Source organism: Tropicimonas sp., assembly GCF_047971885.1.
In the GTDB taxonomy this organism is placed as follows: Bacteria; Pseudomonadota; Alphaproteobacteria; order Rhodobacterales; family Rhodobacteraceae; genus Tropicimonas.
In genome coordinates this window covers 1-23,675 of sequence record NZ_JBKEAE010000011.1, presented here as the reverse complement: position 1 = coordinate 23,675, position 23,675 = coordinate 1, and the positions used below count along the sequence as shown (strand labels likewise).

At 65.2% G+C, this 23,675-nt stretch carries 22 protein-coding genes and 1 pseudogene; 12 read left to right on the top strand and 11 right to left on the bottom strand.

From position 1 onward, the window contains the following. Window positions 1-74: 74 nt before the first annotated feature. The 4 genes from rplA to secE all read right to left on the bottom strand — a co-directional run bounded on the left by rplA (window position 75) and on the right by secE (window position 2,214). Window positions 75-773 (bottom strand): 50S ribosomal protein L1, encoded by a 699-nt coding sequence (gene rplA, locus ACK5IR_RS01200; protein ID WP_416925082.1) that lies wholly within the window; start codon window positions 771-773, stop codon window positions 75-77. 3 nt (window positions 774-776) lie between these two features. Next, window positions 777-1,205 carry a 50S ribosomal protein L11 gene (gene rplK / locus ACK5IR_RS01195; protein ID WP_416925080.1) on the bottom strand — a complete coding sequence of 143 codons (429 nt, stop codon included), beginning with the start codon at window positions 1,203-1,205 and terminating at the stop codon, window positions 777-779. Between the two features lie 102 nt (window positions 1,206-1,307). Next, window positions 1,308-1,841, bottom strand: a complete 534-nt coding sequence (nusG, locus tag ACK5IR_RS01190) for a transcription termination/antitermination protein NusG (RefSeq protein WP_416925078.1) — start codon at window positions 1,839-1,841, stop codon at window positions 1,308-1,310. Between the two features lie 181 nt (window positions 1,842-2,022). Beyond that, the gene (gene secE / locus ACK5IR_RS01185) at window positions 2,023-2,214 is read right to left on the bottom strand and encodes a preprotein translocase subunit SecE (protein WP_416925076.1); all 192 of its coding nucleotides are present in this window, start codon (window positions 2,212-2,214) and stop codon (window positions 2,023-2,025) included. A 161-nt stretch (window positions 2,215-2,375) separates the two neighbouring features. On the opposite strand from secE, the gene ACK5IR_RS01180 reads away from it, so the two are divergent. Further along, window positions 2,376-3,353, top strand: coding sequence for a bifunctional riboflavin kinase/FAD synthetase (locus tag ACK5IR_RS01180; RefSeq protein WP_416925074.1), 978 nt, complete (start codon window positions 2,376-2,378; stop codon window positions 3,351-3,353). A 59-nt stretch (window positions 3,354-3,412) separates the two neighbouring features. Beyond that, window positions 3,413-3,913 (top strand): YcgN family cysteine cluster protein, encoded by a 501-nt coding sequence (locus ACK5IR_RS01175; RefSeq protein ID WP_416925072.1) that lies wholly within the window; start codon window positions 3,413-3,415, stop codon window positions 3,911-3,913. Between the two features lie 143 nt (window positions 3,914-4,056). Here ACK5IR_RS01175 and ACK5IR_RS01170 read toward each other — a convergent pair whose 3' ends face one another. Further along, window positions 4,057-4,275 carry a DUF1127 domain-containing protein gene (locus ACK5IR_RS01170; protein ID WP_416925070.1) on the bottom strand — a complete coding sequence of 73 codons (219 nt, stop codon included), beginning with the start codon at window positions 4,273-4,275 and terminating at the stop codon, window positions 4,057-4,059. A gap of 262 nt (window positions 4,276-4,537) precedes the next feature. On the opposite strand from ACK5IR_RS01170, the gene ACK5IR_RS01165 reads away from it, so the two are divergent. Then, complete coding sequence (locus ACK5IR_RS01165) at window positions 4,538-6,328, top strand: AMP-dependent synthetase/ligase (protein WP_416925068.1); 1,791 nt, start codon at window positions 4,538-4,540, stop codon at window positions 6,326-6,328. A 200-nt stretch (window positions 6,329-6,528) separates the two neighbouring features. Here the strand turns inward: ACK5IR_RS01165 and ACK5IR_RS01160 are convergent, their stop codons facing one another. After that, window positions 6,529-8,793, bottom strand: a complete 2,265-nt coding sequence (locus tag ACK5IR_RS01160) for an arylsulfatase (protein ID WP_416925066.1) — start codon at window positions 8,791-8,793, stop codon at window positions 6,529-6,531. A gap of 580 nt (window positions 8,794-9,373) precedes the next feature. On the opposite strand from ACK5IR_RS01160, the gene ACK5IR_RS01155 reads away from it, so the two are divergent. Continuing rightward, window positions 9,374-10,519 carry a hypothetical protein gene (locus ACK5IR_RS01155; RefSeq protein WP_416925064.1) on the top strand — a complete coding sequence of 382 codons (1,146 nt, stop codon included), beginning with the start codon at window positions 9,374-9,376 and terminating at the stop codon, window positions 10,517-10,519. Between the two features lie 14 nt (window positions 10,520-10,533). On the opposite strand, the gene ACK5IR_RS01150 is transcribed toward ACK5IR_RS01155, so the two are convergent. After that, window positions 10,534-11,130 carry a 2-hydroxychromene-2-carboxylate isomerase gene (locus ACK5IR_RS01150; RefSeq protein WP_416925062.1) on the bottom strand — a complete coding sequence of 199 codons (597 nt, stop codon included), beginning with the start codon at window positions 11,128-11,130 and terminating at the stop codon, window positions 10,534-10,536. Between the two features lie 198 nt (window positions 11,131-11,328). Here ACK5IR_RS01150 and ACK5IR_RS01145 point away from each other — a divergent pair, with 198 nt between their 5' ends. Beyond that, window positions 11,329-12,336 carry a ribose-phosphate pyrophosphokinase gene (locus ACK5IR_RS01145; RefSeq protein WP_416925098.1) on the top strand — a complete coding sequence of 336 codons (1,008 nt, stop codon included), beginning with the start codon at window positions 11,329-11,331 and terminating at the stop codon, window positions 12,334-12,336. Window positions 12,337-12,366: 30 nt separating this feature from the next. Here ACK5IR_RS01145 and ACK5IR_RS01140 read toward each other — a convergent pair whose 3' ends face one another. The 3 genes from ACK5IR_RS01140 to ACK5IR_RS01130 form a co-directional block, all read right to left on the bottom strand. Then, window positions 12,367-12,720 carry a hypothetical protein gene (locus ACK5IR_RS01140; protein ID WP_416925060.1) on the bottom strand — a complete coding sequence of 118 codons (354 nt, stop codon included), beginning with the start codon at window positions 12,718-12,720 and terminating at the stop codon, window positions 12,367-12,369. Window positions 12,721-12,817: 97 nt separating this feature from the next. Next, window positions 12,818-14,026 (bottom strand): alpha-hydroxy acid oxidase, encoded by a 1,209-nt coding sequence (locus ACK5IR_RS01135; protein WP_416925058.1) that lies wholly within the window; start codon window positions 14,024-14,026, stop codon window positions 12,818-12,820. Between the two features lie 27 nt (window positions 14,027-14,053). Continuing rightward, window positions 14,054-15,574 carry a malonate--CoA ligase gene (locus ACK5IR_RS01130; RefSeq protein ID WP_416925056.1) on the bottom strand — a complete coding sequence of 507 codons (1,521 nt, stop codon included), beginning with the start codon at window positions 15,572-15,574 and terminating at the stop codon, window positions 14,054-14,056. A 689-nt stretch (window positions 15,575-16,263) separates the two neighbouring features. On the opposite strand from ACK5IR_RS01130, the gene ACK5IR_RS01125 reads away from it, so the two are divergent. The 5 genes from ACK5IR_RS01125 to ACK5IR_RS01105 are packed head-to-tail and all read left to right on the top strand — an operon-like array spanning window position 16,264 to window position 20,450. Next, a complete protein-coding gene (locus tag ACK5IR_RS01125; RefSeq protein ID WP_416925054.1) occupies window positions 16,264-17,034 on the top strand; it encodes an SDR family NAD(P)-dependent oxidoreductase in 771 nt (256 codons plus the stop codon). Further along, window positions 17,031-17,945 (top strand): 2-dehydro-3-deoxygalactonokinase, encoded by a 915-nt coding sequence (locus ACK5IR_RS01120; RefSeq protein WP_416925052.1) that lies wholly within the window; start codon window positions 17,031-17,033, stop codon window positions 17,943-17,945. The genes ACK5IR_RS01125 and ACK5IR_RS01120 overlap by 4 nt, the downstream gene beginning before the upstream one ends. After that, entirely contained in the window at window positions 17,942-18,547 is a 606-nt protein-coding gene (locus ACK5IR_RS01115) for a 2-dehydro-3-deoxy-6-phosphogalactonate aldolase (RefSeq protein WP_416925050.1), read from the top strand. Before ACK5IR_RS01120 ends, ACK5IR_RS01115 begins: the two co-directional genes overlap by 4 nt. Then, window positions 18,544-19,401, top strand: a complete 858-nt coding sequence (locus ACK5IR_RS01110) for an SMP-30/gluconolactonase/LRE family protein (RefSeq protein WP_416925048.1) — start codon at window positions 18,544-18,546, stop codon at window positions 19,399-19,401. Before ACK5IR_RS01115 ends, ACK5IR_RS01110 begins: the two co-directional genes overlap by 4 nt. 47 nt (window positions 19,402-19,448) lie before the next feature. Next, entirely contained in the window at window positions 19,449-20,450 is a 1,002-nt protein-coding gene (locus tag ACK5IR_RS01105) for an aldose epimerase family protein (RefSeq protein ID WP_416925046.1), read from the top strand. A 21-nt stretch (window positions 20,451-20,471) separates the two neighbouring features. On the opposite strand, the gene idi is transcribed toward ACK5IR_RS01105, so the two are convergent. Further along, window positions 20,472-21,005, bottom strand: coding sequence for an isopentenyl-diphosphate Delta-isomerase (gene idi / locus ACK5IR_RS01100; RefSeq protein WP_416925044.1), 534 nt, complete (start codon window positions 21,003-21,005; stop codon window positions 20,472-20,474). 431 nt (window positions 21,006-21,436) lie between these two features. Here idi and ACK5IR_RS01095 point away from each other — a divergent pair, with 431 nt between their 5' ends. Then, window positions 21,437-22,906: an ABC transporter substrate-binding protein gene (locus ACK5IR_RS01095; RefSeq protein WP_416925042.1), complete on the top strand. Its 1,470-nt coding sequence runs from the start codon at window positions 21,437-21,439 to the stop codon at window positions 22,904-22,906. 503 nt (window positions 22,907-23,409) lie between these two features. Further along, window positions 23,410-23,675: pseudogene (locus ACK5IR_RS01090) on the top strand (CopG family transcriptional regulator); the annotation flags it as partial.

Here is a 23,675-nt window from a genome sequence, read left to right as displayed (position 1 = left end):
CATTCGACGGATCTGTTCGAGGCGTTACACGGGTTGCGAAGCCGGGCGGTCAACCGCCCGGTTGCAGCCGCGTATCAGTGCTGCGTGGTCGAGGCCACGTCGACGGTCACGCCCGGCCCCATGGTCGAGCTCAGCGAGACCTTCTGCATGTAGGTACCCTTGGCGCCCGACGGCTTGGCCTTGGCCACCGCGTCGCAGAAGGCGCGGACATTCTCGACCAGCTTTCCCTCGTCGAAACTGACCTTGCCCACACCGGCCTGAACGACACCGCCCTTTTCGGCGCGGAACTGCACCTCGCCCCCCTTTGCGGCCTGAATGGCCGCGGTCACATCGGGGGTCACGGTGCCGACCTTGGGGTTTGGCATCAGGTTGCGCGGCCCGAGGATCTTGCCCAGCCGGCCGACGATCGGCATCATGTCCGGCGTGGCGATGCAGCGGTCGAACTCGATCTTGCCGCCCTGGATGGTTTCCATCAGGTCTTCGGCGCCGACGATATCGGCACCGGCGGCCCTGGCTTCATCGGCCTTGTCGCCGCGGGCGAACACGGCGACGCGGACGGTCTTGCCGGTGCCGTTGGGCAGGATGACGGTGCCGCGGACCATCTGGTCGGCGTGGCGGGTATCGACACCCAGATTCATCGCGATCTCGACGGTCTCGTCGAATTTCGCCGTGGCGTTGGCCTTGACCAGCGCAACGGCATCCTCGACGGTCAGGTCATCCTTGCCGACAAAGGCCTCGCGGGCGGCGCGGGTACGTTTTCCATGTTTCGCCATGACTTACCCTTTCACCTCGATGCCCATCGAACGTGCCGACCCGAGAATGATCTTCATCGCGCCATCGACATCGTTCGCATTGAGGTCCTTCATCTTGGCCTCGGCGATTTCCCGCACCTGCGCGGCGGTCACCGTGCCGACGGTCTGCTTGCCCGGGTTGCTGGCGCCCGATTTCTTCTTGGCCGCCTTCTTGAGGAAATAGGACGCCGGCGGCGTCTTGATGTCCATCGTGAAGGACTTGTCCTGATAGTAGGAAATCACCGTCGGGCAGGGTGCGCCCGGCTCCATGTCCTGCGTGCGGGCGTTGAACGCCTTGCAGAATTCCATGATGTTGATGCCGCGCTGACCAAGCGCCGGCCCCACGGGGGGGGACGGGTTCGCTTTCCCTGCGGGCACCTGCAGCTTCAGGCTGCCGATGAGTTTCTTGGCCATCCGGCCTCTCCTTTTTCCAACCGGTCCGCAACGCGATGCGGACCTTCCATGTTGCCGTGGTCAGGCTGCGGGCGCGCCCGCCGTACCTCCCACGTATTCGCCTCAGGCCTCTTTCGAGACCTGGGTGAATTCCAGTTCGACCGGGGTCGCCCGGCCGAAGATCGACACCATCACCTTCAGGCGCTGGTTGTCGTCGTCCACCTCCTCGACCATGCCCGAGAACCCCTCGAACGGGCCGTCGGTCACGCTTACCGTCTCGCCGATCTCGAACACGACCAGCGAACGCGGCTGCTCGGCGCCTTCCTCGACACGGTTGAGGATCTGGTTGACCTCGGCATCGCGCATCGGCATCGGCCGCCCCTGCGGGCCGAGAAACCCGGTCACGCGGTTGATCGAGTTGATCAGGTGATACCCCCGGTCGGACATCTCCATGTGCACCAGCACGTACCCGGGCATGAAGCGGCGCTCGGCGGTGACCTTCTTGCCGCGGCGCACTTCGATCACCTCCTCGGTGGGCACGAGAACCTCGTCGATCTCGTCCTCGAGACCGGCGGATACCACGTCCTGGCGGATCTGTTCGGCGATCTTCTTCTCGAAATTCGAGAGGACGCTAACCGAGTACCAACGCTTCGCCATGCCGTGTCAATTCCTTCGTTCCGCGCCCGTCCGGGCGCCTGGTTCCGATGCGGGCCGCAATCGGCCGTCCATCCAGCAAAAAGCGGCATGCGACCCGAATCGAGGCACGCCACACATCTGGAGAGTTGTCGGGCAATAGCCTCGCCCGCCCCCGGATTCAAGGCCCAATCGGCGGCGGGGTTCAGCCCAGAGCGCGCAGCAGTTCCGTAAGACCGGTGCGGATGATCAGATCGACGAGAAAGAAGAAGACGGCGGCCAGAGTCGCTATCACCATGACCATGAACGTCGTCGTCAGCACCTCGCGCCGCGTCGGCCAGACAACCTTGCCAACCTCGGTACGTACCTGCTGCATGAACTGAAGAGGATTGGTCATGGATCCGCCTGATTTTTCGTGCTGATGGTTCAGGGGATGCACATACGCGCGCCGCGCCGCAATATCAAGCCGGGCGATCCGGGCAGCGGACGCGACCTGCCCGGATTATCCCCTCGCCGGCCCTTCTTGCGCTCTCCCGTCGCCGAAGCTAGGGGAGGCGCATGAAGCGGATCACGTCCCTTTTGCAGGTTACCGAAGCTGATCGCGGCGCCTTTGCGGCGATCGGCAATTTCGATGGCGTGCACCGTGGCCACCAGCGGGTGCTGGAAATGACGCGGGCCGCCGCCGGCCGGCTGGGTGCGCCGCTGGCCGTTCTGACCTTCGAGCCGCACCCGCGCGAGGTTTTCCGCGCCGGCGAGCCGCCCTTCCGGCTGATGAACGCCGAGGCGCGCGCGCACCGGCTCGAAAGGGTCGGGGTCGATATCCTCTATCAGCTTCCCTTCGACAAGCCGCTCTACGGCCTGACCGATACGGAGTTCTGTCAAAGCGTCCTGGTGGACGGGCTTGGCGTGCGCGGTGTCAGCGTCGGTGCCGACTTCCGCTATGGCAAGGGCCGTACCGGGGATGTGTCAACCCTGACCGCCGCTGGTGCGCAGTTCGGCTTTGCGGTCGAGGTTGCCCGGCTCCTCGGGCTGGAACGCGGTCCGGAGCGGGTCTCATCGACGGCGATCCGCAAGGCACTGAGCGATGGTGAGCCGCGCAAGGCCGCGGCCATGCTCGGGCACTGGCAGCGGATCGAGGGGCCGGTGATCCATGGTGAAAAGCGCGGCCGCAAGCTGGGCTTTCCCACCGCGAACATGGACATTTCAGCGATCCATCAGCCGCGCTACGGGGTCTATGCCGTGCTGGTCGAGGTGGTGACCGGCCGGTATGCCGGCCATTACCATGGTGTCGCATCCGTCGGTGTGCGCCCGATGTTCGGAGAAAACCAGCCCAATATCGAAACCCACATCTTCGACTTCGACGGCGATCTCTATGGCGAGCATCTGTCGGTCGGGCTGGTCGAATACCTGCGCCCGGAGCGCAGGTTCGCCGGTGTCGAGGCATTGATCGCCCAGATGAAGGAGGACAGCGCCGCGGCGCGGCGCATCCTCGTGGCAACGCCCGATCCGTACCGGCCGGTCGCCGAGCCGGATTGACAGGCCCCCGCTGGCGGCCCCAAGCGGTACCGACACAATTCATGAACCGGAATCAGGCCATGGACAGAAGCTGCAAACCGGGCGGAAGACTCCGGGAGACGCCGGATCGCGACGCGATACGCCCCCGGTTCTGGGAGAGTGTGCCGCTCGACCGGATGACCACGGCCGAATGGGAGGCGCTGTGCGATGGTTGCGGCAAGTGCTGTCTGAACAAGCTGGAAGACGAGGATACGCGCGAGGTCGCCTATACCCGTATTGCCTGCCGGCTGCTCGACGACGAAACCTGCCGCTGTACGCATTACGACATCCGCCATCAGTTCGTGCCCGATTGCGTGACGCTCGATCCCGGCAATATCGCCACCAATGCCTACTGGATGCCCAGAAGCTGCGCCTATCGCCTGCTGGCCGAGGGAAAGCCGCTCGAAAACTGGCACTACCTGATTTCGGGCAGCCGCCGGACAGTGCACGACGCCGGCATGTCGGTTCGCGGCCAGACGCTGTCGGAATGGGATGTCGCCGAAGAGGACTGGGAAGACTACCTTATCGAAGGCGATCTCTGATCCGGCATGAACAGCCCGACGGGCTTGCGCATCCGCTGAAAAAGTTGACGGCGGCGCCGGGAGGAGGTAGCGCCGCCGTCATGTCGCGGAAGATCAGGGAGGAGAAGGACCTTCCGGAATTCGATCCGTGCGGGTGCTGCGCGTCAGACGGCGCGCGCCGCCTCGCGGGCGATGTCGCGCACCGAGTGGCGCGAGATGTTCAGGTCGGCCAGCTCGCGGTCGGTCAGGGCCGAAAGCTCGGCCAGTGTCCGGCGATAGGCGCGCTGGCGCCTGACGGCCAGCCTGACGCTTTCGGCGGCATTGGCGAACCAGTTGGCGGAAACGGCGGCCTGAGCGCGGGGGGCATCGGAAACGTAGGTCATGTCATTCGTCTTTCGTGTTTGTCCGGCGTCCGGCCGGACCGGCCTCTGAGCGCTTGTTCGGAAAGGTTGTTAGCGCTCTCTCTTTTCACTTGGGAACATAGTCGCGTTGGCGCCGGCGACAATTCCGAGTCTGATCAATCCCGCTATGCGTTTTCCGCACAAAGCTATGCCGTTACCCTTGACCGGTGGTCATTGTCCGGACGGGCGGAGTATGGTTCGTCTGCGGGCGAGATGCCGGCCGCGACCTTGAACGGGAGGACCCATGAAACAGCCCGATCTGATCGCGGTGCAGGAGGCCGGCACGCTCTACGGCCTTCTGCGTGAACGCGCCCGTCGCAGCGGCGGGGCCGAGGCGTTCCGCCAGTACGACAGGACCGCCCGGGAATGGACATCGGTCACCTGGAACGGGGCGCTGGTGCGGGCGGATCGGTTTGCCGCAGCCCTTTCCGGCGAGGGGCTTGCGGTGGGCGACCGGGTGGCGCTGCTGTTGCAGAACTGCATCGACTGGGTGAGTTTCGACATGGGGGCGGGCAAGCTCGGCCTGCCGGTCGTACCGCTTTATACCAACGACGCGCTGTCGAACACCGCGTTCCTGATCGCCGATGCCCGGCCCCGCGTGATCCTTGTCGATACCCTGGCGCGGTGGCAGGCGATCGCGGGCGCGCTCAGCGATACCTCGTTCATCGACAGGGTGTGGATTCAGGAAACCGGCGATACCGGCGATGACCGGGTCCGACCGCTCGAAGAAGCGCTGGCGAATGCGGCGGGGATCGAAACCGCTGCTCTCGATATGCCCGACCTGCCCGCCGCGCTCATCTACACCTCGGGGACGACCGGCGATCCGAAGGGCGCCATACTGACCCATCGCGCGATCCTCGAGGATGCGGCCGGTGTGGCGCGGGTGTTTCCGTCGCTTCCCGGCGATGTGTTCCTGTCGGTTCTGCCGCTGGCCCACGCCTTCGAACGCACCATGGGCTATGTGCTGGCGGTCATGGGCGGTGCGACGGTCGCCTATGCGCAATCGCTTTTGCGGCTGCGGCAGGATCTGACCGCGATCCGGCCGACCGCGATCATGGGGGTGCCGCGCCTCTACGAATCGATCTACAATTCGGCCCGCCACGCGGCCTCGGCCCGGCCGCTCCGGCTCCGCCTGTTCGACATGACGGCGCGCATCGGGTGGGAGCGTTTTGCCGCGCGCGCCGGGCTTGCCCCGGCACCGCGCTTTCTCGACCGGCTGATATGGCCGCTTCTCGCGGCCACCGTCGCGCGCCGCGTGCGCGCCGCCTTCGGCGGCAGGCTGCGGGTGGCGGTCTCGGGCGGGGCCAACTTTCCCGCCGAGATCGGTCAGGCGCTGATCGGTCTCGGTATTCCCATGGTCGAGGGTTACGGGCTGACCGAAGCCGGACCGGTCGTCACCGCCTCGACCTGCCCCGAATACGTGCCCGGTACGGTGGGCTTTCCGCTACCGGGAATCGAGACCCGGCTGGGCGAGGATGATGAATTGCAGGTGCGCTCTCCCGGCGTCATGTCGGGCTACTGGCACCGCGAGGACGCGACCGTCGGCGCCTTCACGCCCGATGGCTGGCTGAGGACAGGCGATCTCGGGCGGCTGGACGGCGGGCGCGTGACCATCGCCGGCAGGCTCAAGCACATTCTCGTCATGTCGAACGGCGAGAACGTCAATCCCGTACCGATCGAGGAGGGGCTCGAGGCCGACCCGCTGTTCGATCAGGTCTGCACCGTCGGCGATGGCCGGCCGTTTCTGGCGCTGCTGGCGGTGCTGAACCGCGACGAGTGGAACGACCTTGCCGGCGCGCACGACCTGAACCCCGAACGGCCGAACACGCCTGCGGCCGAAAAGATCATCCTGCCGCGGATCAGGCGGCACCTCGCGGGCTTCCCGGCCTATCAGCAGATCCGCGCCTATCACGCCACGCTCGACGAATGGACCATCGAACGCCGGCTGCTGACCCCGACCCTGAAGTTGCGCCGCGAACGGGTGGTCGCGGAATACGCCGACCAGATTCGCGAGATATACGCCCGCGGCGCCTGATCCGGAGGCCGGCCATTCATGGCCGGACCGCACCTGTCCGCCAGGTCGAATGCAAATTGCCCGGCGAGCGCTGCCCGGCCACGGCGCGGTCTCGTGCGGTCCGGCCCCCAACAGGTGCCGCATCTGACGGCGGTGAAGCGGAGACGGTATCCGGGGACCGCAAACTCCCCCGTATTGCCGGAGGTGTTTAACGCCCGGGATCATTTCATGTCGAAGCTGACCTTCCCGATGGTGCCGGTGAAGGCAAAGGGCGCCCGATCGCGGTAGGATTTCGACACCGTCGCGCCAAGGTCGGTGCCGATGTCCAGTTTCTCGGTGGCCGAGAAGCGCACCGGCACGACCTTGCCGATGTCGCCCGTCGCAACTTCGGCACCATCCACGCTGAGCGTCGCCGGGCCGCCTGTCACGTCCTTGCCTGCCTCGAAAGGACTCTGCCGGTAATCGAGCACGATGGTATGCCTGCCCGGCGCCAGAGCCTCGTTGCCGGCGACGCGATAGGTTTCCTGGCCGAAGAAGTTGTATTCGTAGACCGGCACGCCCTTTTCAAGAAACAGCGAATACCCGCCCGATGCGCCGCCCTCGGCGACGATGACCCCTTCCGCGCCGCCCTCGGGAACCTCGATCTCGGCTGTGATCACATGCGAGGCCTGATAGATCGGCGGGGCGTTGCCCTCGGGGATACGTACCGTCCCCGAGGAATACGAGAAGCTGGTCTTGCCGCGGATGAAGGACGGCCGCTCGGGGTTGCGCGCCCGCTCGGCAAAACGGTCATCCAGCGGGAAAACCTGATTGCGCGCCGCCTCCTCGTCGAAAAGCTTCTTCAATTCCTCAAGTTTCTCCGGATTCTCGGCAGCCAGATCCCTGGATTGCGAGAAATCCTCCTCGATATTGTAGAGGGTCCATGGATTGTTGTCGAAGCCGACCGATCCGGTCAGCAGCCACGGGACGCCATGGAACGAGGCAGCGACCCAGCCGTCGTGATAGATGGCGCGATGGCCGCCGGTCTCGAAATACTGCGTATGGCGGGTGCCCGGCGCATTCGCGTCGGCAAAGGTATAGTTCATGCTGACACCCTCGATCGGTGTCTGCCCGGTGCCGTTTACCACTTTCGGCTCCTTCAGACCGGCCGCTGCCAGAATCGTCGGTGCGATATCGACGACGTGGTGGAACTGGGTGCGGATGCCGCCGTTGTCGGAAATATTCGCCGGCCAGGAAACGATCATGCCATTGCGGGTTCCGCCAAAATGCGACGGGACGCGCTTCATCCACTGGAAGGGCGAAGAACCGGCCCAGGCCCAGCCGACCGGATAGTGGTTCTCGTGCTCGGGCCCTCCGATCTCGTCGATGCTGGGTAATTGCCCCTCGACCGTGTCCGGAATGCCGTTCTGGGTCATGATGTTGTTGAGCGTTCCGGTCGGGCTGCCCTCGGGGCTGGGGCCATTGTCGCCCGCGATGAGGAAGATCAGCGTGTTGTCGCTGTCGGGAAGGGCATGGATCGCGTCGATCAGCCGCCCGACCTCGTGATCGGTCTGGGCGAGAAAGCCCGCAAACACCTCCTGATGGCGGGCAAAGAGCCGTCTGGCATCGGCGTCGAGCGTATCCCAGCTGTCGATTTCCTTCGGCCGCGGGGTCAGCACCGTATTCCCGGGAACCAGGCCAAGCTTTTTCTGCCGGTCGAGGGTTTCCTCGCGCACCTTGTCCCAACCCTGGTCGAACTGGCCGCTGAATCTGTCGATCCAGTTCCTGGGTGCATGCAGGGGCGCATGCGTCGCGCCGGTTGCGAAATACACGAAAAACGGCTTGTCCGGCGAAATCGACTGCTGGCGGTTGATCCAGTCTATCGCGTCATCGGCCAGATCGACGTTCAGGTTATAGCCGTCCTCGGGGCGCTTGCCCGGCTCAACCGGGGTGGTGCCCCGAAAAAGCTGCGGCTCCCACTGGCTCGTCTCGCCGCCGTGGAAGCCATACCAGTACTCGAAACCGAGATTCGTCGGCCAATGGTCGAACGGGCCGATCGGCGATGTCTCCCAATCCGGCGTATTGTGCCATTTGCCAAAGCCCGCAGTCGAATATCCGTTGTCCTTGAGCATCTCGGCGATACTGGCGGTACTGCGGGGCCACAGGCTGTTATAGCCCGGAAAGCCGGTCGAAAGCTCGGTGATCGTACCGAAGCCGACCTCGTGATGGTTGCGCCCGGTCAGCAGCGCCGCCCGGGTCGGCGAGCAGATTGCCGTCGTGTGCATCCGGGTATAGCGCAGACCCTCCTCGGCGAGCCTGTCCATCGCAGGCGTCGGAACCGGCCCGCCGAATGTGCCGGGTTGGCCGAATCCGAGATCGTCGATCAGGATCACCACCACGTTGGGCGCGCCGGCTGGCGGAGCAACCGGCTGGGGGTAATCCTGCCTCGAATCCTCGAACGTCTTCCCGATCGTGCCCTTGAATTCGGCGGGCGGCAGCGGAAGCACGGTTCCGTCCGCCGGAGCATCCTGAGCGAATACCGCTGTTGCAAGCAATGCTCCCGCTGCCGCGAGCATGACACGAGAAGTGTACCTTGTTTTCGGATCGATCACACCAACTCTCCTGTTACAGATCCTGCCGGCTGCGGATAGCGCCAGCGCGGAGGGATGTTTGTGGTGCAGCATGAGGGAATCGACAGGCTACATCCGAAGCATAACACGGCGTGCGATGATTTGGCCGGTGCGCAATGGACGCGCACAGGACGGGTCGGATTCGCCGACCTGTCGCTCAGTGGCGCCCCGACGCCCGGATGCCCGCCTGCCGACCCGCCATCGCGTGGCCGGTAGGAGCGGAAGATGTTGAGCGTTTTTGAATATTCGCGGAATACGGGCGGCGACAACGCCGACCAATTATTGTTGTCCGATCAGGGATGAATTGCTACACTTTCTGTATATTAGTGCTGTTTTCAGTTCAAACCATGCCGCTGGCCAGATCCGGGCATTTCGTGTCGGGAGTGCATACGCGAATCCGCAGCGGAGCGGCTCCAGCCGGAAGGATGGAGATTCCACCGACTGTCAGGAGGCTGCGATGCCGATCAGATACATGGACCTTGGGGGAGACCGGCGCATTTCCAGCATCGTCTTCGCCGGCAGCCACGACGCCTCGATCACCGGCGGCAAGTGGAACTCCCGCACCCAGAACAAGACCATCGGCGAGCAGGCAAGATGCGGCGTGCGCCTTTTCGACCTGCGTATCATCGGTCGGACAGGCCCGGGTGGCGGATCGCTCGTCGGCTATCACGGCAGCACGGGCAGGGCGAAAAAAATCGACGCGACCAGCACCCATACCGGCGAAGATTACGACGATGTCAGGCTTCGCCGCTTCATGGCGCTCGGCACCTTCGGGCTGAAGCTGTCGGACATGCTGAAACAGGCCCGGGCCTTTGTCCGCGACAGCGGAGAGTTCCTGATCTTCAAGTTCGATAAATGCGAGAACTATCAGTTGATCGCGGATTACTGCACCTCGATCCTGGGCCGGAGAATCTTCACTTCGGGCCGTGGCAACGAGTTCGGCAAGGTGACGCTCGACGAGCTTTCGGGAAAGGTCGTCTGCGTGTTCCCCGACGGCGAAAAGGGGCTGGGACAGATTGCCGGCGCCAGACCCGAAGACGGCATTCTGGGCTTTCGCAGCCTCAAGGGCGACGACGGCCAGCCCAAGCCCTATGACCCCGCCTGGTGTGGCCTGCAATACATCGGCAAGGGCGGCACCTCGCTTCCCGACAAGGCCTACAAGTACAAGGTGCGGGACAATATCGACAAGCAGCGCAAGATCATGTTGCAGATGGCGCAATGCGCCACAGACGATGCCGCCAACGTTCTGGGCATGATGTACTGGACCAGCACCGGGCTGACCGCAAGCATCAGGCACCGCGACAGTTACATGTGGAAAGACAGCAACGTACGGCGCATGCAGGAGTTGTGGAATTGCGGGCTCGAAGCCGCGATCAGAACCCAGCTTGCCCGCGACCGGATCAAGGCGATGGCGTACAGGGAACAGTTCGGCGGCACCTACCAGCGGCGGATGAAGGCGTTCCTGCCCAATATCGTCATGGTCGACTTCGCCGACGAAAGCAAATGCGACACCATCCATGCCCTGAACCTGACGGTCGACCGGAAACTGATCGCCGCCTACGACAGGGCCTATGACGAGCTGGGTTTCCGCGCGGCGGTCTGAATCCGCCTGTCCGTTCAGAGCCTGCCGGCGAGATGCGCGTCGAGATCGGCGATCCTGTCCTGTCCCCAGAACCGCTCGTCGGTATCGGTTATATAGAAGGGCGCGCCGAAGACACCCCGGTTCAGCGCCTCCTCGGTGTTTGCGGCATAGGCCTCGGCCCCGGTCAGCAGCCCGGAATCGGCAAGGCTCGGGTCGAAGCCCGCATCGGCAAGGCAGGCGCGTACAACGTCGTCCGCGGCGATGTCCCTGTCCTCGGCCCAGACGGCGCGCAGGAAATTGCGCACCAGCGGGCCGACGTTTCCGCCCGATGCCTGCGCCGCGATGATCGCATAGGAGGACGGCGCGGCATTGGTTGGGAAATGCGCCGGGCGCAGATTGATCGGCAACCCGGCCTTGAGCGCGCCGCGCCTGAGCTCCTGAAGCCGGTATTCCTGCCGCGAGGGATGCCGCTCGCCGGGCGGGGGCGTTCCGGTGCGCGCGAAAACCGCCATGATGTCGAAGGGTCTGTAGCCGATTGTCGCGCCGTGGCGCTCCGCAAGCGCCTCGAGGCGGTCGCCGGCAAGGTAGGTAAAGGGCGAAAGGGTCGAGAAGAAATAGTCGATATGCGCCATGGCGGCCTCCGTTTCCCGGCGCCAGCCTAACCGCCCGCGCCCGATTGGCAATGGTGGCCGGCGAAAGCCCGCCGGCAACACCCCGCCGGCGCGGCATCCCTTCGGCGCATGGCGGAGGTTTCCAAAACCTGCGCTGTGCGCTAGGGCAACAACCGTTACTCCCCTGTCACAAATCCGTACATCCGGAGCCAACCCATGATCCCGCACCAGACCCAGCCGAAACTGATTTCGGGCAATTCGAACCGGCGCCTCGCCCAGGCAATCTCGCGCCGGGTATCGATGAGCCGCGGCATGTCAGTCGGTCTTGTCGATGCCCGAGTGGAACGTTTCAACGATCAGGAAATTTTTGTCGAAGTTTTCGAAAATGTCCGCGGCGAGGACATGTTCATCATCCAGTCCACATCGAACCCGGCCAACGACAACCTGATGGAACTGCTCATCATGTCGGATGCGCTGCGACGGTCTTCGGCGGCACGGATCACCGCCGTGATCCCCTATTTCGGCTATGCCCGGCAGGATCGCCGCGCCAAGGCCCGCACGCCGATCTCGGCCAAGCTGGTGGCAAACATGATCGCCGTCTCGGGGATCGACCGCGTTCTGACGCTGGATCTGCATGCAACCCAGATCCAGGGATTTTTCGACATTCCGGTCGACAACCTCTATGCCGCGCCGATCTTTGCGCTCGATATCAGGCACCAGTTCAAGAAGCTCGACAAGGTAACGGTGGTTTCGCCGGATGTCGGCGGGGTGGGGCGCGCGCGCGAGCTTGCCCAGCGGATCGGCTGCGCGCTGGCGATTGTCGACAAGCGCCGCGAAAAGGCCGGTGAAGTGGCCGAGATGACGGTGATCGGCGATGTGACGGGCCAGACCTGCATCATCGTCGACGACATCTGCGATACCGCCGGAACGCTGTGCAAGGCCGCCGATGTGCTGCTCGAAGCCGGGGCGAAGGAGGTTCACTCCTACATCACCCACGGGGTGCTGAGCGGCCCTGCGGTCGAGCGGATCACGAAATCCTCGATGAAATCGCTTGTCATCACCGATTCGATCGAACCGTCCGACGCTGTGCGCAAGGCCAAGAACATTCGCATCGTACCGACGGCGCCGATGCTCGCGCAGGCGATTCTCAACATCTGGAACGGCACCTCGGTTTCGTCGCTGTTCGATCACGAATCGCTGTGCGCGATCTACGAGGGCACATACTGAGGCAGGAATCGACCTGCCGGCGCGTACCGCTCAGTTGATCCCGTTGAAACCCACCCGGCCCGCCGTTCCGTTGGCAAGCCGGAAGGCGACGATGGAGCGGAAACTGTCGGGATAGGCGGTGATTGTCGCCGCCCCCGAGGTTTCGTCCGTACAGTCGAGCGGGAAGTTGCGCGCAGTGTCGGTCCCCATGTAGCGGTCGTATTTCCCGGTACAGGACCAGTTCTCGCCGCGAATGATCACCTCGTTGAGGCTGGTTGCCTCGCTGATGTTGATTTCCCCGGTCAGTGGCTCGCCGCTCTGGGTGGAACCCGTGCCGCCGTGGGCGGGGGGCTCGCATGCTGCAAGGGCGGCAAAGCCGGCAAGCGCAAAGGCAAGGTGTCTCATCGTTCGCTCCCGTATCCACGCGCACCGCAGGAGGGCGGCACCATCGCTCCGAGGCTATGCCAGATACGGCGGAAAATGAACAGAAACCGCAGCGGCCTCAGCCTTTCGGCGAGACCTGGCCGGCCGCGTCGCCGCGCTGGGATGCGGCAGCGCGCGCGGTTGCGGCGGGGTGCCACGGCGGGCGCATCGCGTCGCAATTCCCGGCGCCGAACTGGATCATGTTGGTTTCCAGATCGGTGCGCAGGATGTCATAGGCAAGATCGGGTCCGCGCTTGCCGACAGCGGCGGTCGCATAGAGAAAGGCGCGCCCCAGCAGGCAGAAATCCGCCCCGCGCGACAGGGCGCGCAGGATGTCCAGCCCGCCTTCGATACCGCTGTCGAACAGTACCCTGAGCCTGCCGCCCACCTCGCGCGCGACCTGCGGCAAGGCGTCGATCGCGGCGGGGGCAGCGTCGAACTGCCGCCCGCCGTGGTTCGAAACGACGATCCCGTCGGCGCCCATCCTGACCGCCCGGCGCGCATCCTCGGGCGCGAGGATACCCTTGATGACGAAATGGCCCGGCCAGGCGTTGCGCATCGCATCCAGCATGTCCCAGTCCGGGCGGCCGTCGATTACCTTGCCGACATGGCGCGCCGCACCGGCGAACGTGCCGGACTCCACGTATTTCGCCAGCGTCCGGAACTGCGGCAGCCCGTGGACAAGCGTCTCGAACGACCAGCGCGGCCGTATCGCGGCACGATAGAGCGTCAGCGGGCCGAAGCGTGGCGGCACCGAGACGCCGGCCACCAGTTGCCGCTCGCGGCGACTGCCCACCGGAACGTCGACGGTAACGACCAGCGTGCCGAAGCCGCTGTCATGGGCGCGTTTCAGCAGATCGGCGCGGATATCCGGGTCGATCGGTGTATAAAGCTGGAACCAGCCGTTGCCGCCGCACAGCGGCCCGATCGCCTCGGGCGATTCGTTGGCCACCGTCGACAGGCAATAGGGCATCGCCCGCTTCGCGGCGGTGCGGGCGATCATGCGCTCGCTTCCCGGCCACATCAGCCCCGAAAGCCCGACCGGCGCCGCCCCGAAGGGAACCGAATAGCGGCGGCCGAAAAGCTCGGTCGAAAGATCGGGGGTAAAACGCCCCTTCAGCACGCGCGGAACCAGTTCCACCGCGTCGAGCGCCGCACGGTTGCGCGCGACCAGCCTTTCGCTCCCTGTGCCGCTGGCAAGGTATTCCCATGCGAAGAACGGCATCCGCCGCCTTGCCCGCTCCGCGAGATAGGGAATAGACGGGTATCGTTCGCCGAGCGGCCTCAACCGGCCCTCCTGCGGTACGCGGCGGGGTCAGGAGACATCGGCGAAGACGCCCGCATAAAGATCGCGCAGCGCCTTTTTCTGCACCTTGCCCATCGAATTACGCGGCAGTTCGTCGATGACGACATAGTGGCGCGGCTGCTTGAAACGGGCCAGAGGGCCGCTGATTTCCGCCTCGATGGTCGCCACGTCGAGCATCGCGCCCGGCTCGGGCACCAGCACCGCGACCACGCCCTCGCCCATGTCCGGATGCGGCGCGCCGATCACCGCGCTTTCCAGCACGCCGGGCTGTGCGTCCAGCACCTGCTCGACATCGCGGGGGTAGATGTTGAACCCGCCCGAGATGATCAGATCCTTGCCGCGCCCGACAATGGTGACGTAGCCGTCCCCTGCCTGCACGCCCAGATCGCCGGTAATGAAGAACCCGTCGGGGCGCAGTTCCTCGGCCGTCTTGTCGGGCATCTGCCAGTACCCGGCGAACACATTGGGGCCGCGCACCTCGATCATGCCGACCTCGCCCTCGGGCAGGGCAGCGCCGCTGTCGGGATCGGTGATCTTCAGATCGACCCCGGGCAGCGGAACGCCCACCGTTCCCGGCCGCCGCTCGCCCTCGACGGGGTTCGAGGTATTCATGCTGGTTTCGGTCAGCCCGTAACGCTCGACGATGCGGTGGCCGGTGCGTGCCTCGAATGTCCTGAAGGTCTCGGGCAGAAGCGGCGCCGATCCGGAAATGAAAAGCCGCATGTTGCGGCAATCCCCGCGCGAGAATTCCGGATCGTCGAGCAGGCGGGTATAGAAGGTCGGCACCCCCATCAGGGCAGTTGCGCCCGGCAGCAGCGCGCGTACCTCGGCGGGGCGGAACCGGGGCAGGAAGATCATCGGCCCGCCGGACAGAAGCATGATGTTGGTCGCCACGAAAAGCCCATGGGTATGGAAGATCGGCAGCGCATGGATCAGCACGTCGTCGCGGGTGAAACGCCAGAATTCCGCCAGTACCCCGGCGTTCGACAGAAGGTTGCGATGGGTCAGCATCGCGCCCTTGGACAGCCCGGTGGTGCCCGACGTGTAGAGAAGAGCCGCCAGATCGTCCGGTGCGCGACCGACCGGCTCGAAATGGTGCCGCGCGAAGGTCGCCGTCTCGGGAAAACTGCCCGAGCCGTCGGCCTCGAGCGTCTCGAACCGCACCCCCAGCCGCTGGCAGTCGCGCAGCAGTGCCTCGCGCGCACCGGCGCGGCCCAGCACCATCTTTGCCCCGGAATCGCGGATGAAATACTCGACCTCGCGCGGCGTATACCCGGTGTTGAGCGGCAGGAAGACGACACCGGCCATCACGCAGGCGGCATAGACCGCCAGTGCCTCGGGCGACTTGTCGACCTGCACCGCAAGCCGGTCGCCCGGCTCCAGTCCCATGTCGCGCAACACATGCGCGAACCGGGCCGCCATGCGCAGAAAGGCGCCGTGGGTCAGGTCGTCGGCATCGTCCATGACGAGAAAAGCCGTTTCCTGATCGATACGGGGTGCAAACAGGGCGTCGTGCAACGGGTTCGGCATTGTCGGGCCTCTGGAAATTCCTGCCTCCCACCTACCCCCGCGCCCACCCGGAGGGCAAGGCAATGCGCACGCGGGCGGCGGGGCGCTTCGCCGCGTTTTTCGCCCGCGCCCCGGCGGAGCCCGTTTCCGTGGCAATCCGCGAATGCGCGGTCAGACCGGGAATCGCGCCTTTGCCGCCGGCAATTTCCGATACCCGGCTGCGCAAGGCGACGATCTGCCGCGCATGCTGCACAGGCATTGCCGCGGATGCGTGGCGCCCGTGGCAACACCTGTGCATAACTTTCCGGTTCGTGATTGCCCGGGAGCCGCCTGCTTGTTGGCGCCGTAAACCCGGTGACCCGGGCCGGATTACGCTACGGTAGAAATCGGTCCGCAGATATATTAAGTTCCATATACTTAATGTGTTGCAGCCACATGATCATGTTGTTTGCCCGGGATGGGCAGGCGGGCATCCCAATCGTTTCGGAGGATTTCGCTGGCGATCTGCGGCGACAATCTGTGGATAAGATTGTGGACGGAAACACAGCCCGAAGGGGGCGGCGACCTGTGCGTCAATGTTGCGGCGCAGAATCCGAAGCGGCGGCGCGCGGCACCGGGCTCCGGCGATGCCGGAAGGTGTTGCGCCCGCCCGCTCCAGGGAGTTTTCTCGCCCAAGGTGAATCCCGAACGCTTTCCGAAAGGAGCCGCACATGAACGGCCATCCGATCTTTCCCGACCTGGCGGGCGCATCCGTGTTCATTACCGGTGGCGGTTCGGGCATCGGCGCGGCGCTGACCGAAGGGTTCCTGCAACAGGGTGCGAGGGTCGCATTCGTCCAGCGATCGGACGCCGGCGCCTTTTGCGACGAGATGGAGAAAACCACCGGTAGCCGGCCGCTGTTCATCCCCTGCGACATCACCGATATCGAGCGGCTGCGCGCCGCCATCGCAAAAGCTGCCGCAGCGCACGGTCCGGTCCGCGCTCTTGTCAACAACGCCGCCAACGACCAGCGCCACGCGACGCTCGACATCAGCGAGGAATTCTGGGACGGCTCCATCGCGGTTAACCTCAAGCCCTATTTCTTTGCCGCGCAGGCGGTGATCCCGTCGATGCGCGAGACGGGCGGTGGCGCAATCATCAACATGTCGTCGATCAGTTACATGATGGCCGATCAGGGCTATGCGCCCTACATCACCTCGAACGCCGGAATTACCGGGCTGACGCGGACGCTGGCGCGCGAATTCGGGCCGGACGGCATTCGGGTGAACGCCGTTCTGCCGGGCATGGTGGTGACTGCCCGGCAACTGGAAAACTGGCTGACACCGGCCAGCATGGCGGCCCATCTGGACCGGCAATGCCTGAAAAAGACGTTGCGACCAGCCGACATGGTGGGCGGGGTGCTGTTTCTGGCCTCCGAAGCCTCGGCGGCGATGACGGCGCAGGCGCTGGTCCTCGACGGCGGCGTGGTGACAACCGGATGAGTGGGGCGGTGGAGTGGATCGCCGTCGACTGGGGCACCTCGACCCTGCGGGCATGGGGCATCGGTGAGGGCGGCAGCCTGCTCTGGCAGGTGCAGTCGGACCGGGGCATGGGCACGCTGGCGCCCGGCGCGTTCGAGACGGCCTTTCTCGAACTGATCATCCCGCAGGTCGGGGATGATGAAGAACCGCTGGATGTCATCGCCTGCGGCATGGTCGGTGCGCGGCAGGGCTGGGCCGAGGCCGCCTATCGCCCGGTCCCGTGCCGCCCGCTCGACCCGGCCCTGATCCGGGCGCCCACGCTGAGCCCGCGGCTTGGCTTCCGCATTGTCGGCGGGCTTTGCCAGCATCGCCCTGCCGATGTGATGCGCGGCGAGGAAACACAGGTCGCGGGCTTCCTGTCGCTCAACCCGGCCTTTGACGGGGTGATCTGCCTGCCCGGTACCCACACCAAATGGGTGCATATCAGCGCCGGCGAGGTCGTCAGCTTCCAGACCTGCATGACCGGTGACCTTTTCGCCGCCATTTCGCGGCATACGGTCCTGCGCCACTCGGTCATCACGGAAGACTGGAACGAGACGGCCTTCTCCGAGGCGGTTTCCGATACCGTTTCGCGCCCCGAACGGCTTGCGGCGAAGCTCTTTTCGCTGCGCGCCGAGGGGTTGCTCGACGGGCTGGCGCCCGGCACGGCGCGGGCCCGGCTTTCGGGCCTGCTGATCGGGGCGGAACTTGCCTCGGCCCGGCCCTACTGGCTGGGACAGGACCTTGCCATCGTCGGCGCGCGCGGTCTGTCGAAACTCTACGCATCCGCGCTGTCGGGACTCGGTGTCACGGCGACCATCGCCGATGGGGATGGCATGGTCCTGAAGGGGCTGGCCGCCGCGCGGGCGCTTTCTGCGGAGTACAATTCATGAGCCGAAACCTGATCGCTATCCTGCGTGGCATCACACCGTCCGAGGCCGCCGCCGCGGCACATGCGCTGATCGACGCCGGGATCGACCGCATCGAGGTGCCGCTCAATTCACCCGATCCGCTCGACAGCATCCGGGAGATGGTCGCGTCGGCCGGCGACCGGGCGCTGATCGGCGCGGGAACGGTGCTCACCGTCCAGCAGGTCGAGGATGTCGCCGAAGCCGGCGGGGCGCTGATCGTCTCGCCCAATTGCGTGCCCGAGGTGATCCGCGCCACCAAGGCGCTCGACATGGCCTCGTGGCCGGGCGTCTTCACCCCGACCGAGGCATTCGTCGCGCTGGAAGCGGGCGCCGACGGACTGAAGCTGTTTCCCGGCTCGCTGATCGGGCCGGAGGGTCTGCGGGCACTGAGGGCGGTTCTGCCACAGGTCTGCGAGGTCTTTGCCGTCGGCGGCGCCGTGCCCGATAATTTCGCCGACTGGATCGACGCGGGCGCCGACGGATTCGGTATCGGCGGCGCGCTTTATGCGCCCGGCATGGACGCGGGCGAGATCCTTGCCCGCGCCAGATACATCGTTGAAGCTTTCGACAGGGCAATCTCATGAGCGTTTTCGACACCACCCGCTGCGAGCTTGGCGAGGGGCCGCTGTGGCATCCGGTCCGCAATCAGCTTTTCTGGTTCGACATCCCCGGCCGGCGCCTGCTGACGCAGGAGAACGGCAAGACGCGTCAGTGGAATTTCGACGATCCGGTCACCGCCGCCGGCTGGATCGACGGCGCAAGGCTGCTGGTGGCCTCGTCGCGCGAGCTTTTCACCTTCGACCTGGGGGCGGGGCTGGCCGAGCATGTCACCTTCCTCGACGCGGAAAACCCGACGACACGCTCGAACGACGGGCGCGCCGATCCGTGGGGCGGGTTCTGGATCGGAACCATGGGCTTCAAATCCGAACCCGGCGCGGGTGCGATCTATCGCTATTACCGGGGCGAGTTGCGCAAGATCGTTCCCGGCCTGACAGTGCCCAACGCGATCTGCTTCGATCCCGAAGGCGTCTTCGGCTGCTACGCCGATTCGCGCGAACGCGCGATCCGCAGGATCCGGCTCGACGACGCCACCGGTTGGCCGGTGGGAGACTCCGAGATATTTATCGACATGCGGCAGGACGATTGGAGCCCGGACGGCGCGGTCATGGATGCGGCGGGAGCCCTGTGGAACGCGCAATGGGGCAGGGGGCGTGTCGCCGCCTACGGTCGCGATGGTGCGTTCCTGCGCGAAATCGCGTTTCCGGCGCTCAAGACGACCTGCCCGGCATTCGGCGGCGAGGATCTGACCACCCTGTTCTGCACAACCGCCTCCGAGGGGTTGTCGGACGCCGAGCTTGCCGCTGCCCCGCAAAGCGGCATGACCTTTGCCGTCGACGGGGCAGGCACCGGCAGGGCGGAGCATCGCGTGGCGATGTAGGGTGCGTTGCCGGCAAAGGACGCAGGAACGAACTGAAAGGATCGGCCATGAGCCGCGAGAACTTCGGCACCACCGCCACCGGCCTGCCGGTGGAACGCATCACGCTCGACAACGGCGTGCTCCGCGCCAGCATCCTGACGTTTGGCGCAACGCTTCAGGACCTGCGGCTTCACGGGCTCGATCGTTCCCTGACCCTCGGCAGCCCGCGCGTCGCCGATTACGAGCCGGGCGGACCGCTGCTGCATTTCGGCTCCATCGCCGGACCGGTCGCCAACCGGATTTCCGGCGCCACCGCCGGGCTGGATGGCCAGACGCTGACATTCGAGCCCAACGGCGCCGGCGGCCACGCGCTGCATGGCGGCAAGGCAGGTCTCGGCCGAAAGGTCTGGACGGTCGAGAAGATGACACCAACCTTTCTGCTGCTGTCGACCACCGCAGCCGACGGTGAGGGCGGCTTTCCCGGCAACCGCCGGGTCGAGGCCGAATTCGCGCTTTCCGACGCCGCCGCCATGACCCTGACCCTGCGCGCCGGGACCGATGCGCCGACGCTGGTGAACCTGACCAACCACAGCTACTGGAACCTGTCGCCCGACCCGACCTTTCACCTCCACGAATTGAAGATCGACGCAGACGCCTATCTGCCGACCGACGCCGACGCGATGGTGACCGGCGAGATTCTGGCCGTCGACGGCACGCCGTTCGATTTTCGCACCGCGCGGGTGCTTTCCGAGGGCGACACGCTCGATCACAATTTCTGCCTTGCCCGCCGGCGCGGTGCGCTGGCGCATGCGGTAAGCCTGACCTCGCCCGACGGGGTGGGAATGGAGATGGCAACCACCGAACCGGGCGTTCAGATATACGACGGGCGCCATCTGCCCCGACAGGGAGTTCCCGGGCTCGGCGGGCGCAGCTACGGCCCGCGCGCGGGGGTGGCGATCGAAACCCAGCTCTGGCCGGATGCGCCGAACAACCCCGATTTCCCGTCGGCCAGGCTCGATCCGGGACAGGCGTGGGAGCAGATCACGCGCTTCCGCTTCATCCTGCCGTAGCGGCCTTCCGGTGCGATACGGCTACCATTGCAGCAGTGCGCCGAAGATCCGCTCGCGATGTTCCTGAAGATAGATCCGCAGCCAGGCGGTGAACCGGTGCGGCCGGCGCGCGATCTCCGCCGCCACGTCGTAAAGGCCGACCCATTCGACCTGCGCCACCTCGTCCGGGTTCGGGGTGACCTTCATTTTCCGCTCGACCATGGCGACGAAGATATCGACCACCTCGTGCTCGATCATGCCGCTGCCTACATCGGCCCGATATTCCACCCGGTCGCGATGTGCCGGGAATACCCCGGTAATGCCCAGTTCCTGGCTCAGCCGCCGCACTGCGCAATCCGAGGCCGCTTCGCCCCAGCGGGGATGGGTGCAACAGGTATTCGCCCACAACCCCGGCGAATGGTATTTCGACCAGGCCCGGCGTTGCAGCAGCAGGTTTTCGCCATCCATCAGAAAGACCGATACCGCCTTGTGCCGCAGGCCCAGACGGTGGACCTGCAGCTTCTCGACAGGTTGCAGGGCCCCATCGACCCATGCGGGAATAAGTTCGTCAGTCATCGGTCGTCGCTTTGCGGTCGGGCTTGCAATACCACCCGGGCATACCCGCCGACCAATTTCGGACGGTTTGCCAGAGTCGGAAATCCGACCGGTTTCGCCAAAAATGTACGCGCCGGAACGAAGCGAATTCACGCCGACATGGTGCCACAGGCCCCGGTGCCGCGCCCAAGGATGCCGTAATTTGAATATTTTGCGCCGGATTTGCCCTGAACACGGCTCTGGACGGGGCGAAACGGCCGATTCCGGCTGTTGACGCCTCCTGCGACCAATTGCGTCCTCCGCTTGTGCATTCGCCTGTCGGCCGCTTCTGGCGGACATCTCGGGGCAGCACCGGTACCAAGTGCCCGGGACCGCGATGGCAGGTGGATTTTTGCTGCACATGCAGCCTCCTTCCCTGTAGTCTGCGGAAAACCGCATCAGGGAGTTGCTTCATGTTCAACCGCCTCGCATTCGGCACCATGCTGGCGCTGCTGGGCACGGCCGCGCTGGCCGCGCAGGACGACATCACCATCGGAATGGTGCTTGAGCCGCCGAATCTCGACCCCACCGGCGGCGCCGCCGCCGCCATCGACGAGGTGGTCACCACCAATATCTTCGAGGGACTGACCCGCTTCGCGCCCGATGGTTCGATCGTTCCGGGCCTCGCGGCAAGCTGGGAGGCATCCGAGGGAGGCGCCGTCTACACCTTCCACCTGCACGACGGCGTGAAGTTCCACGATGGAACCGCGATGGACGCAGAGGACGTGAAATTTACCCTCGACCGCGCCCGTGCCGACGATTCGACCAATGCCCAGAAGGCGCTGTTTGCCGGCATCGAAAGCGTCGAGGCGGTGGACCCGCGGACCGTCCGCGTCACGCTCAGGGCGCCCGACGGCGCGTTTCCGTTCAAGATGGCCTGGGGCGATGCTGTGATCGTCGCCCCCGAGAGCATTGCCGATGCCGCAACCCGTCCGGTCGGCACCGGGCCGTTTGTCTTCTCGAAATGGACGCAGGGCGATTCGGTCGAGCTTGTCCGCAACGACGATTACTGGGGCGAGGAGCCGGCGCTGGCCAAAGCCACCTTCAGGTTCATCGCCGACCCGAATGCAGCCTTTGCGGCGATGATGGCCGGAGAAATCGACGCATATCCCAATTTTCCCGCCCCCGAGACGCTGGCGCAGTTCGCTGCAAACCCGATGTTCCGCGTCATCGTCGGTTCGACCGAGGGCGAGACGATTCTGGCGATGAACAACAAGCGGCCGCCGCTCGACGATATCCGCGTGCGCGCGGCAATCGCCCATGCGATCAACCGGCAGGAAATCGTCGACGGGGCGATGTTCGGCTACGGCACCCCCATCGGCACCCATTTCGCGCCGCACAACCCCGACTACGTCGATCTGACCGGACAGTCGGCCTATGACCCCGAACGATCGAAGGCGCTGCTGGAGGAGGCGGGCCAGACCGGCCTGAAGCTGCGCCTTGCCCTGCCACCGCCCTCCTATGCCCGTCGCGGCGGCGAAATCGTGGCGGCGCAATTGCGCAATGCCGGCATCGAAACCGAGATTTCCAACCTCGAATGGGCGCAATGGCTGGAACAGGTGTTCAAGGGCAAGGATTTCGACCTGACGATCGTCAGTCACACCGAACCCGCCGATATCAACATCTACGCGCGGCCGGATTACTATTTCCAGTATGACAATCCGGATTTCCGGGCGCTGATGACAGAGCTTGATCAGACGACGGACAGTGCGCGGCGCAGCGAATTGCAGAAACGGGCGCAGCAGATCATCGCTGACGATTATGTGAACGCCTATCTGTTCCAACTGGCGAAAACCGGTGTCGCGAACGCAAAAATCCATGGCCTGTGGGAAAATGCGCCGACACAGACCAACGATCTGACAGCCGTCTACTGGGAAGACTAGGCACGGTGGCGCACATGCCCCTGCCTCATCCCATTGAACCCGCCCGCCGGCAGCGCAATAGTGCCGGCGGACAAACTGCTGAGGGGCGCCGCGCGGCATATGAGGGTTTTGCTGGCATTCTGTCTTTGCCTGCTTGTCGGAGGCCTTTCGCTCGGCGCAACCCACCTGGTCGTTCCGGAGGGGGCGGAGATGCAAGCCGCTGCCGCGTATCACGCAGGCGGAACCGATAATCGTTGCCCTGCCGCCGGCCCGGCACCGGATCATTCCTGCGCTGCCTGTCTGATCGCGGTCGTGCCGGAGCTCGGTCGCCCGTCCTGTTGTGCCACGACGCCCCCTCACGAACCCGTTCCGCCGCGCCGGGGCATCGCCGCCGCCCGGCCCGATGTTCCCCGGCCGCCACCGCGCCACGTCTGGTCCTGACATTTCCATCCTTGCCGCGGCCTCTCGCCGGCGGCGAATCCGCGCCAGAGGTCTGGCGCACCGTCAGACATGGAGCATCGAACATGCACCGAACCGAAATGAACCGTCGCCCCATCCGGGCCTTCGCGGCCCTTCTCGTCGCGGCCGGCCTGCCCGTTCTGGCGCAGGCCGCCGGAGCCGATACCATCCTTCAGGTCCACAAGGATCCCGGATGCGGCTGCTGCGGGGCGTGGGTCGATCAGGCCCGCAGCCGGGGCTTCGAAGTCGAAGTCACGGAAACTGCCGACTACGCAGGGATGAAACGGGCGGCAGGCGTTCCGGACACCCTGCTTTCCTGCCATACCGCCAC

Excerpts from the sequence above, each read along its gene's own strand:
- ACK5IR_RS01150 (WP_416925062.1), bottom strand. The coding sequence starts at position 11,130 with ATGGCGCATATCGACTATTTCTTCTCGACCCTTTCGCCCTTTACCTAC.
- rplA (WP_416925082.1), bottom strand. The coding sequence starts at position 773 with ATGGCGAAACATGGAAAACGTACCCGCGCCGCCCGCGAGGCCTTTGTC.
- ACK5IR_RS01140 (WP_416925060.1), bottom strand. The coding sequence starts at position 12,720 with ATGAGACACCTTGCCTTTGCGCTTGCCGGCTTTGCCGCCCTTGCAGCA.
- ACK5IR_RS01165 (WP_416925068.1), top strand. The coding sequence starts at position 4,538 with ATGAAACAGCCCGATCTGATCGCGGTGCAGGAGGCCGGCACGCTCTAC.
- ACK5IR_RS01180 (WP_416925074.1), top strand. The coding sequence starts at position 2,376 with ATGAAGCGGATCACGTCCCTTTTGCAGGTTACCGAAGCTGATCGCGGC.
- ACK5IR_RS01175 (WP_416925072.1), top strand. The coding sequence starts at position 3,413 with ATGGACAGAAGCTGCAAACCGGGCGGAAGACTCCGGGAGACGCCGGAT.
- ACK5IR_RS01170 (WP_416925070.1), bottom strand. The coding sequence starts at position 4,275 with ATGACCTACGTTTCCGATGCCCCCCGCGCTCAGGCCGCCGTTTCCGCC.
- ACK5IR_RS01130 (WP_416925056.1), bottom strand. The coding sequence starts at position 15,574 with ATGCCGAACCCGTTGCACGACGCCCTGTTTGCACCCCGTATCGATCAG.
- ACK5IR_RS01115 (WP_416925050.1), top strand. The coding sequence starts at position 17,942 with ATGAGCCGAAACCTGATCGCTATCCTGCGTGGCATCACACCGTCCGAG.
- idi (WP_416925044.1), bottom strand. The coding sequence starts at position 21,005 with ATGACTGACGAACTTATTCCCGCATGGGTCGATGGGGCCCTGCAACCT.
- nusG (WP_416925078.1), bottom strand. The coding sequence starts at position 1,841 with ATGGCGAAGCGTTGGTACTCGGTTAGCGTCCTCTCGAATTTCGAGAAG.
- rplK (WP_416925080.1), bottom strand. The coding sequence starts at position 1,205 with ATGGCCAAGAAACTCATCGGCAGCCTGAAGCTGCAGGTGCCCGCAGGG.
- ACK5IR_RS01125 (WP_416925054.1), top strand. The coding sequence starts at position 16,264 with ATGAACGGCCATCCGATCTTTCCCGACCTGGCGGGCGCATCCGTGTTC.
- ACK5IR_RS01105 (WP_416925046.1), top strand. The coding sequence starts at position 19,449 with ATGAGCCGCGAGAACTTCGGCACCACCGCCACCGGCCTGCCGGTGGAA.
- ACK5IR_RS01120 (WP_416925052.1), top strand. The coding sequence starts at position 17,031 with ATGAGTGGGGCGGTGGAGTGGATCGCCGTCGACTGGGGCACCTCGACC.
- secE (WP_416925076.1), bottom strand. The coding sequence starts at position 2,214 with ATGACCAATCCTCTTCAGTTCATGCAGCAGGTACGTACCGAGGTTGGC.
- ACK5IR_RS01155 (WP_416925064.1), top strand. The coding sequence starts at position 9,374 with ATGCCGATCAGATACATGGACCTTGGGGGAGACCGGCGCATTTCCAGC.
- ACK5IR_RS01095 (WP_416925042.1), top strand. The coding sequence starts at position 21,437 with ATGTTCAACCGCCTCGCATTCGGCACCATGCTGGCGCTGCTGGGCACG.
- ACK5IR_RS01110 (WP_416925048.1), top strand. The coding sequence starts at position 18,544 with ATGAGCGTTTTCGACACCACCCGCTGCGAGCTTGGCGAGGGGCCGCTG.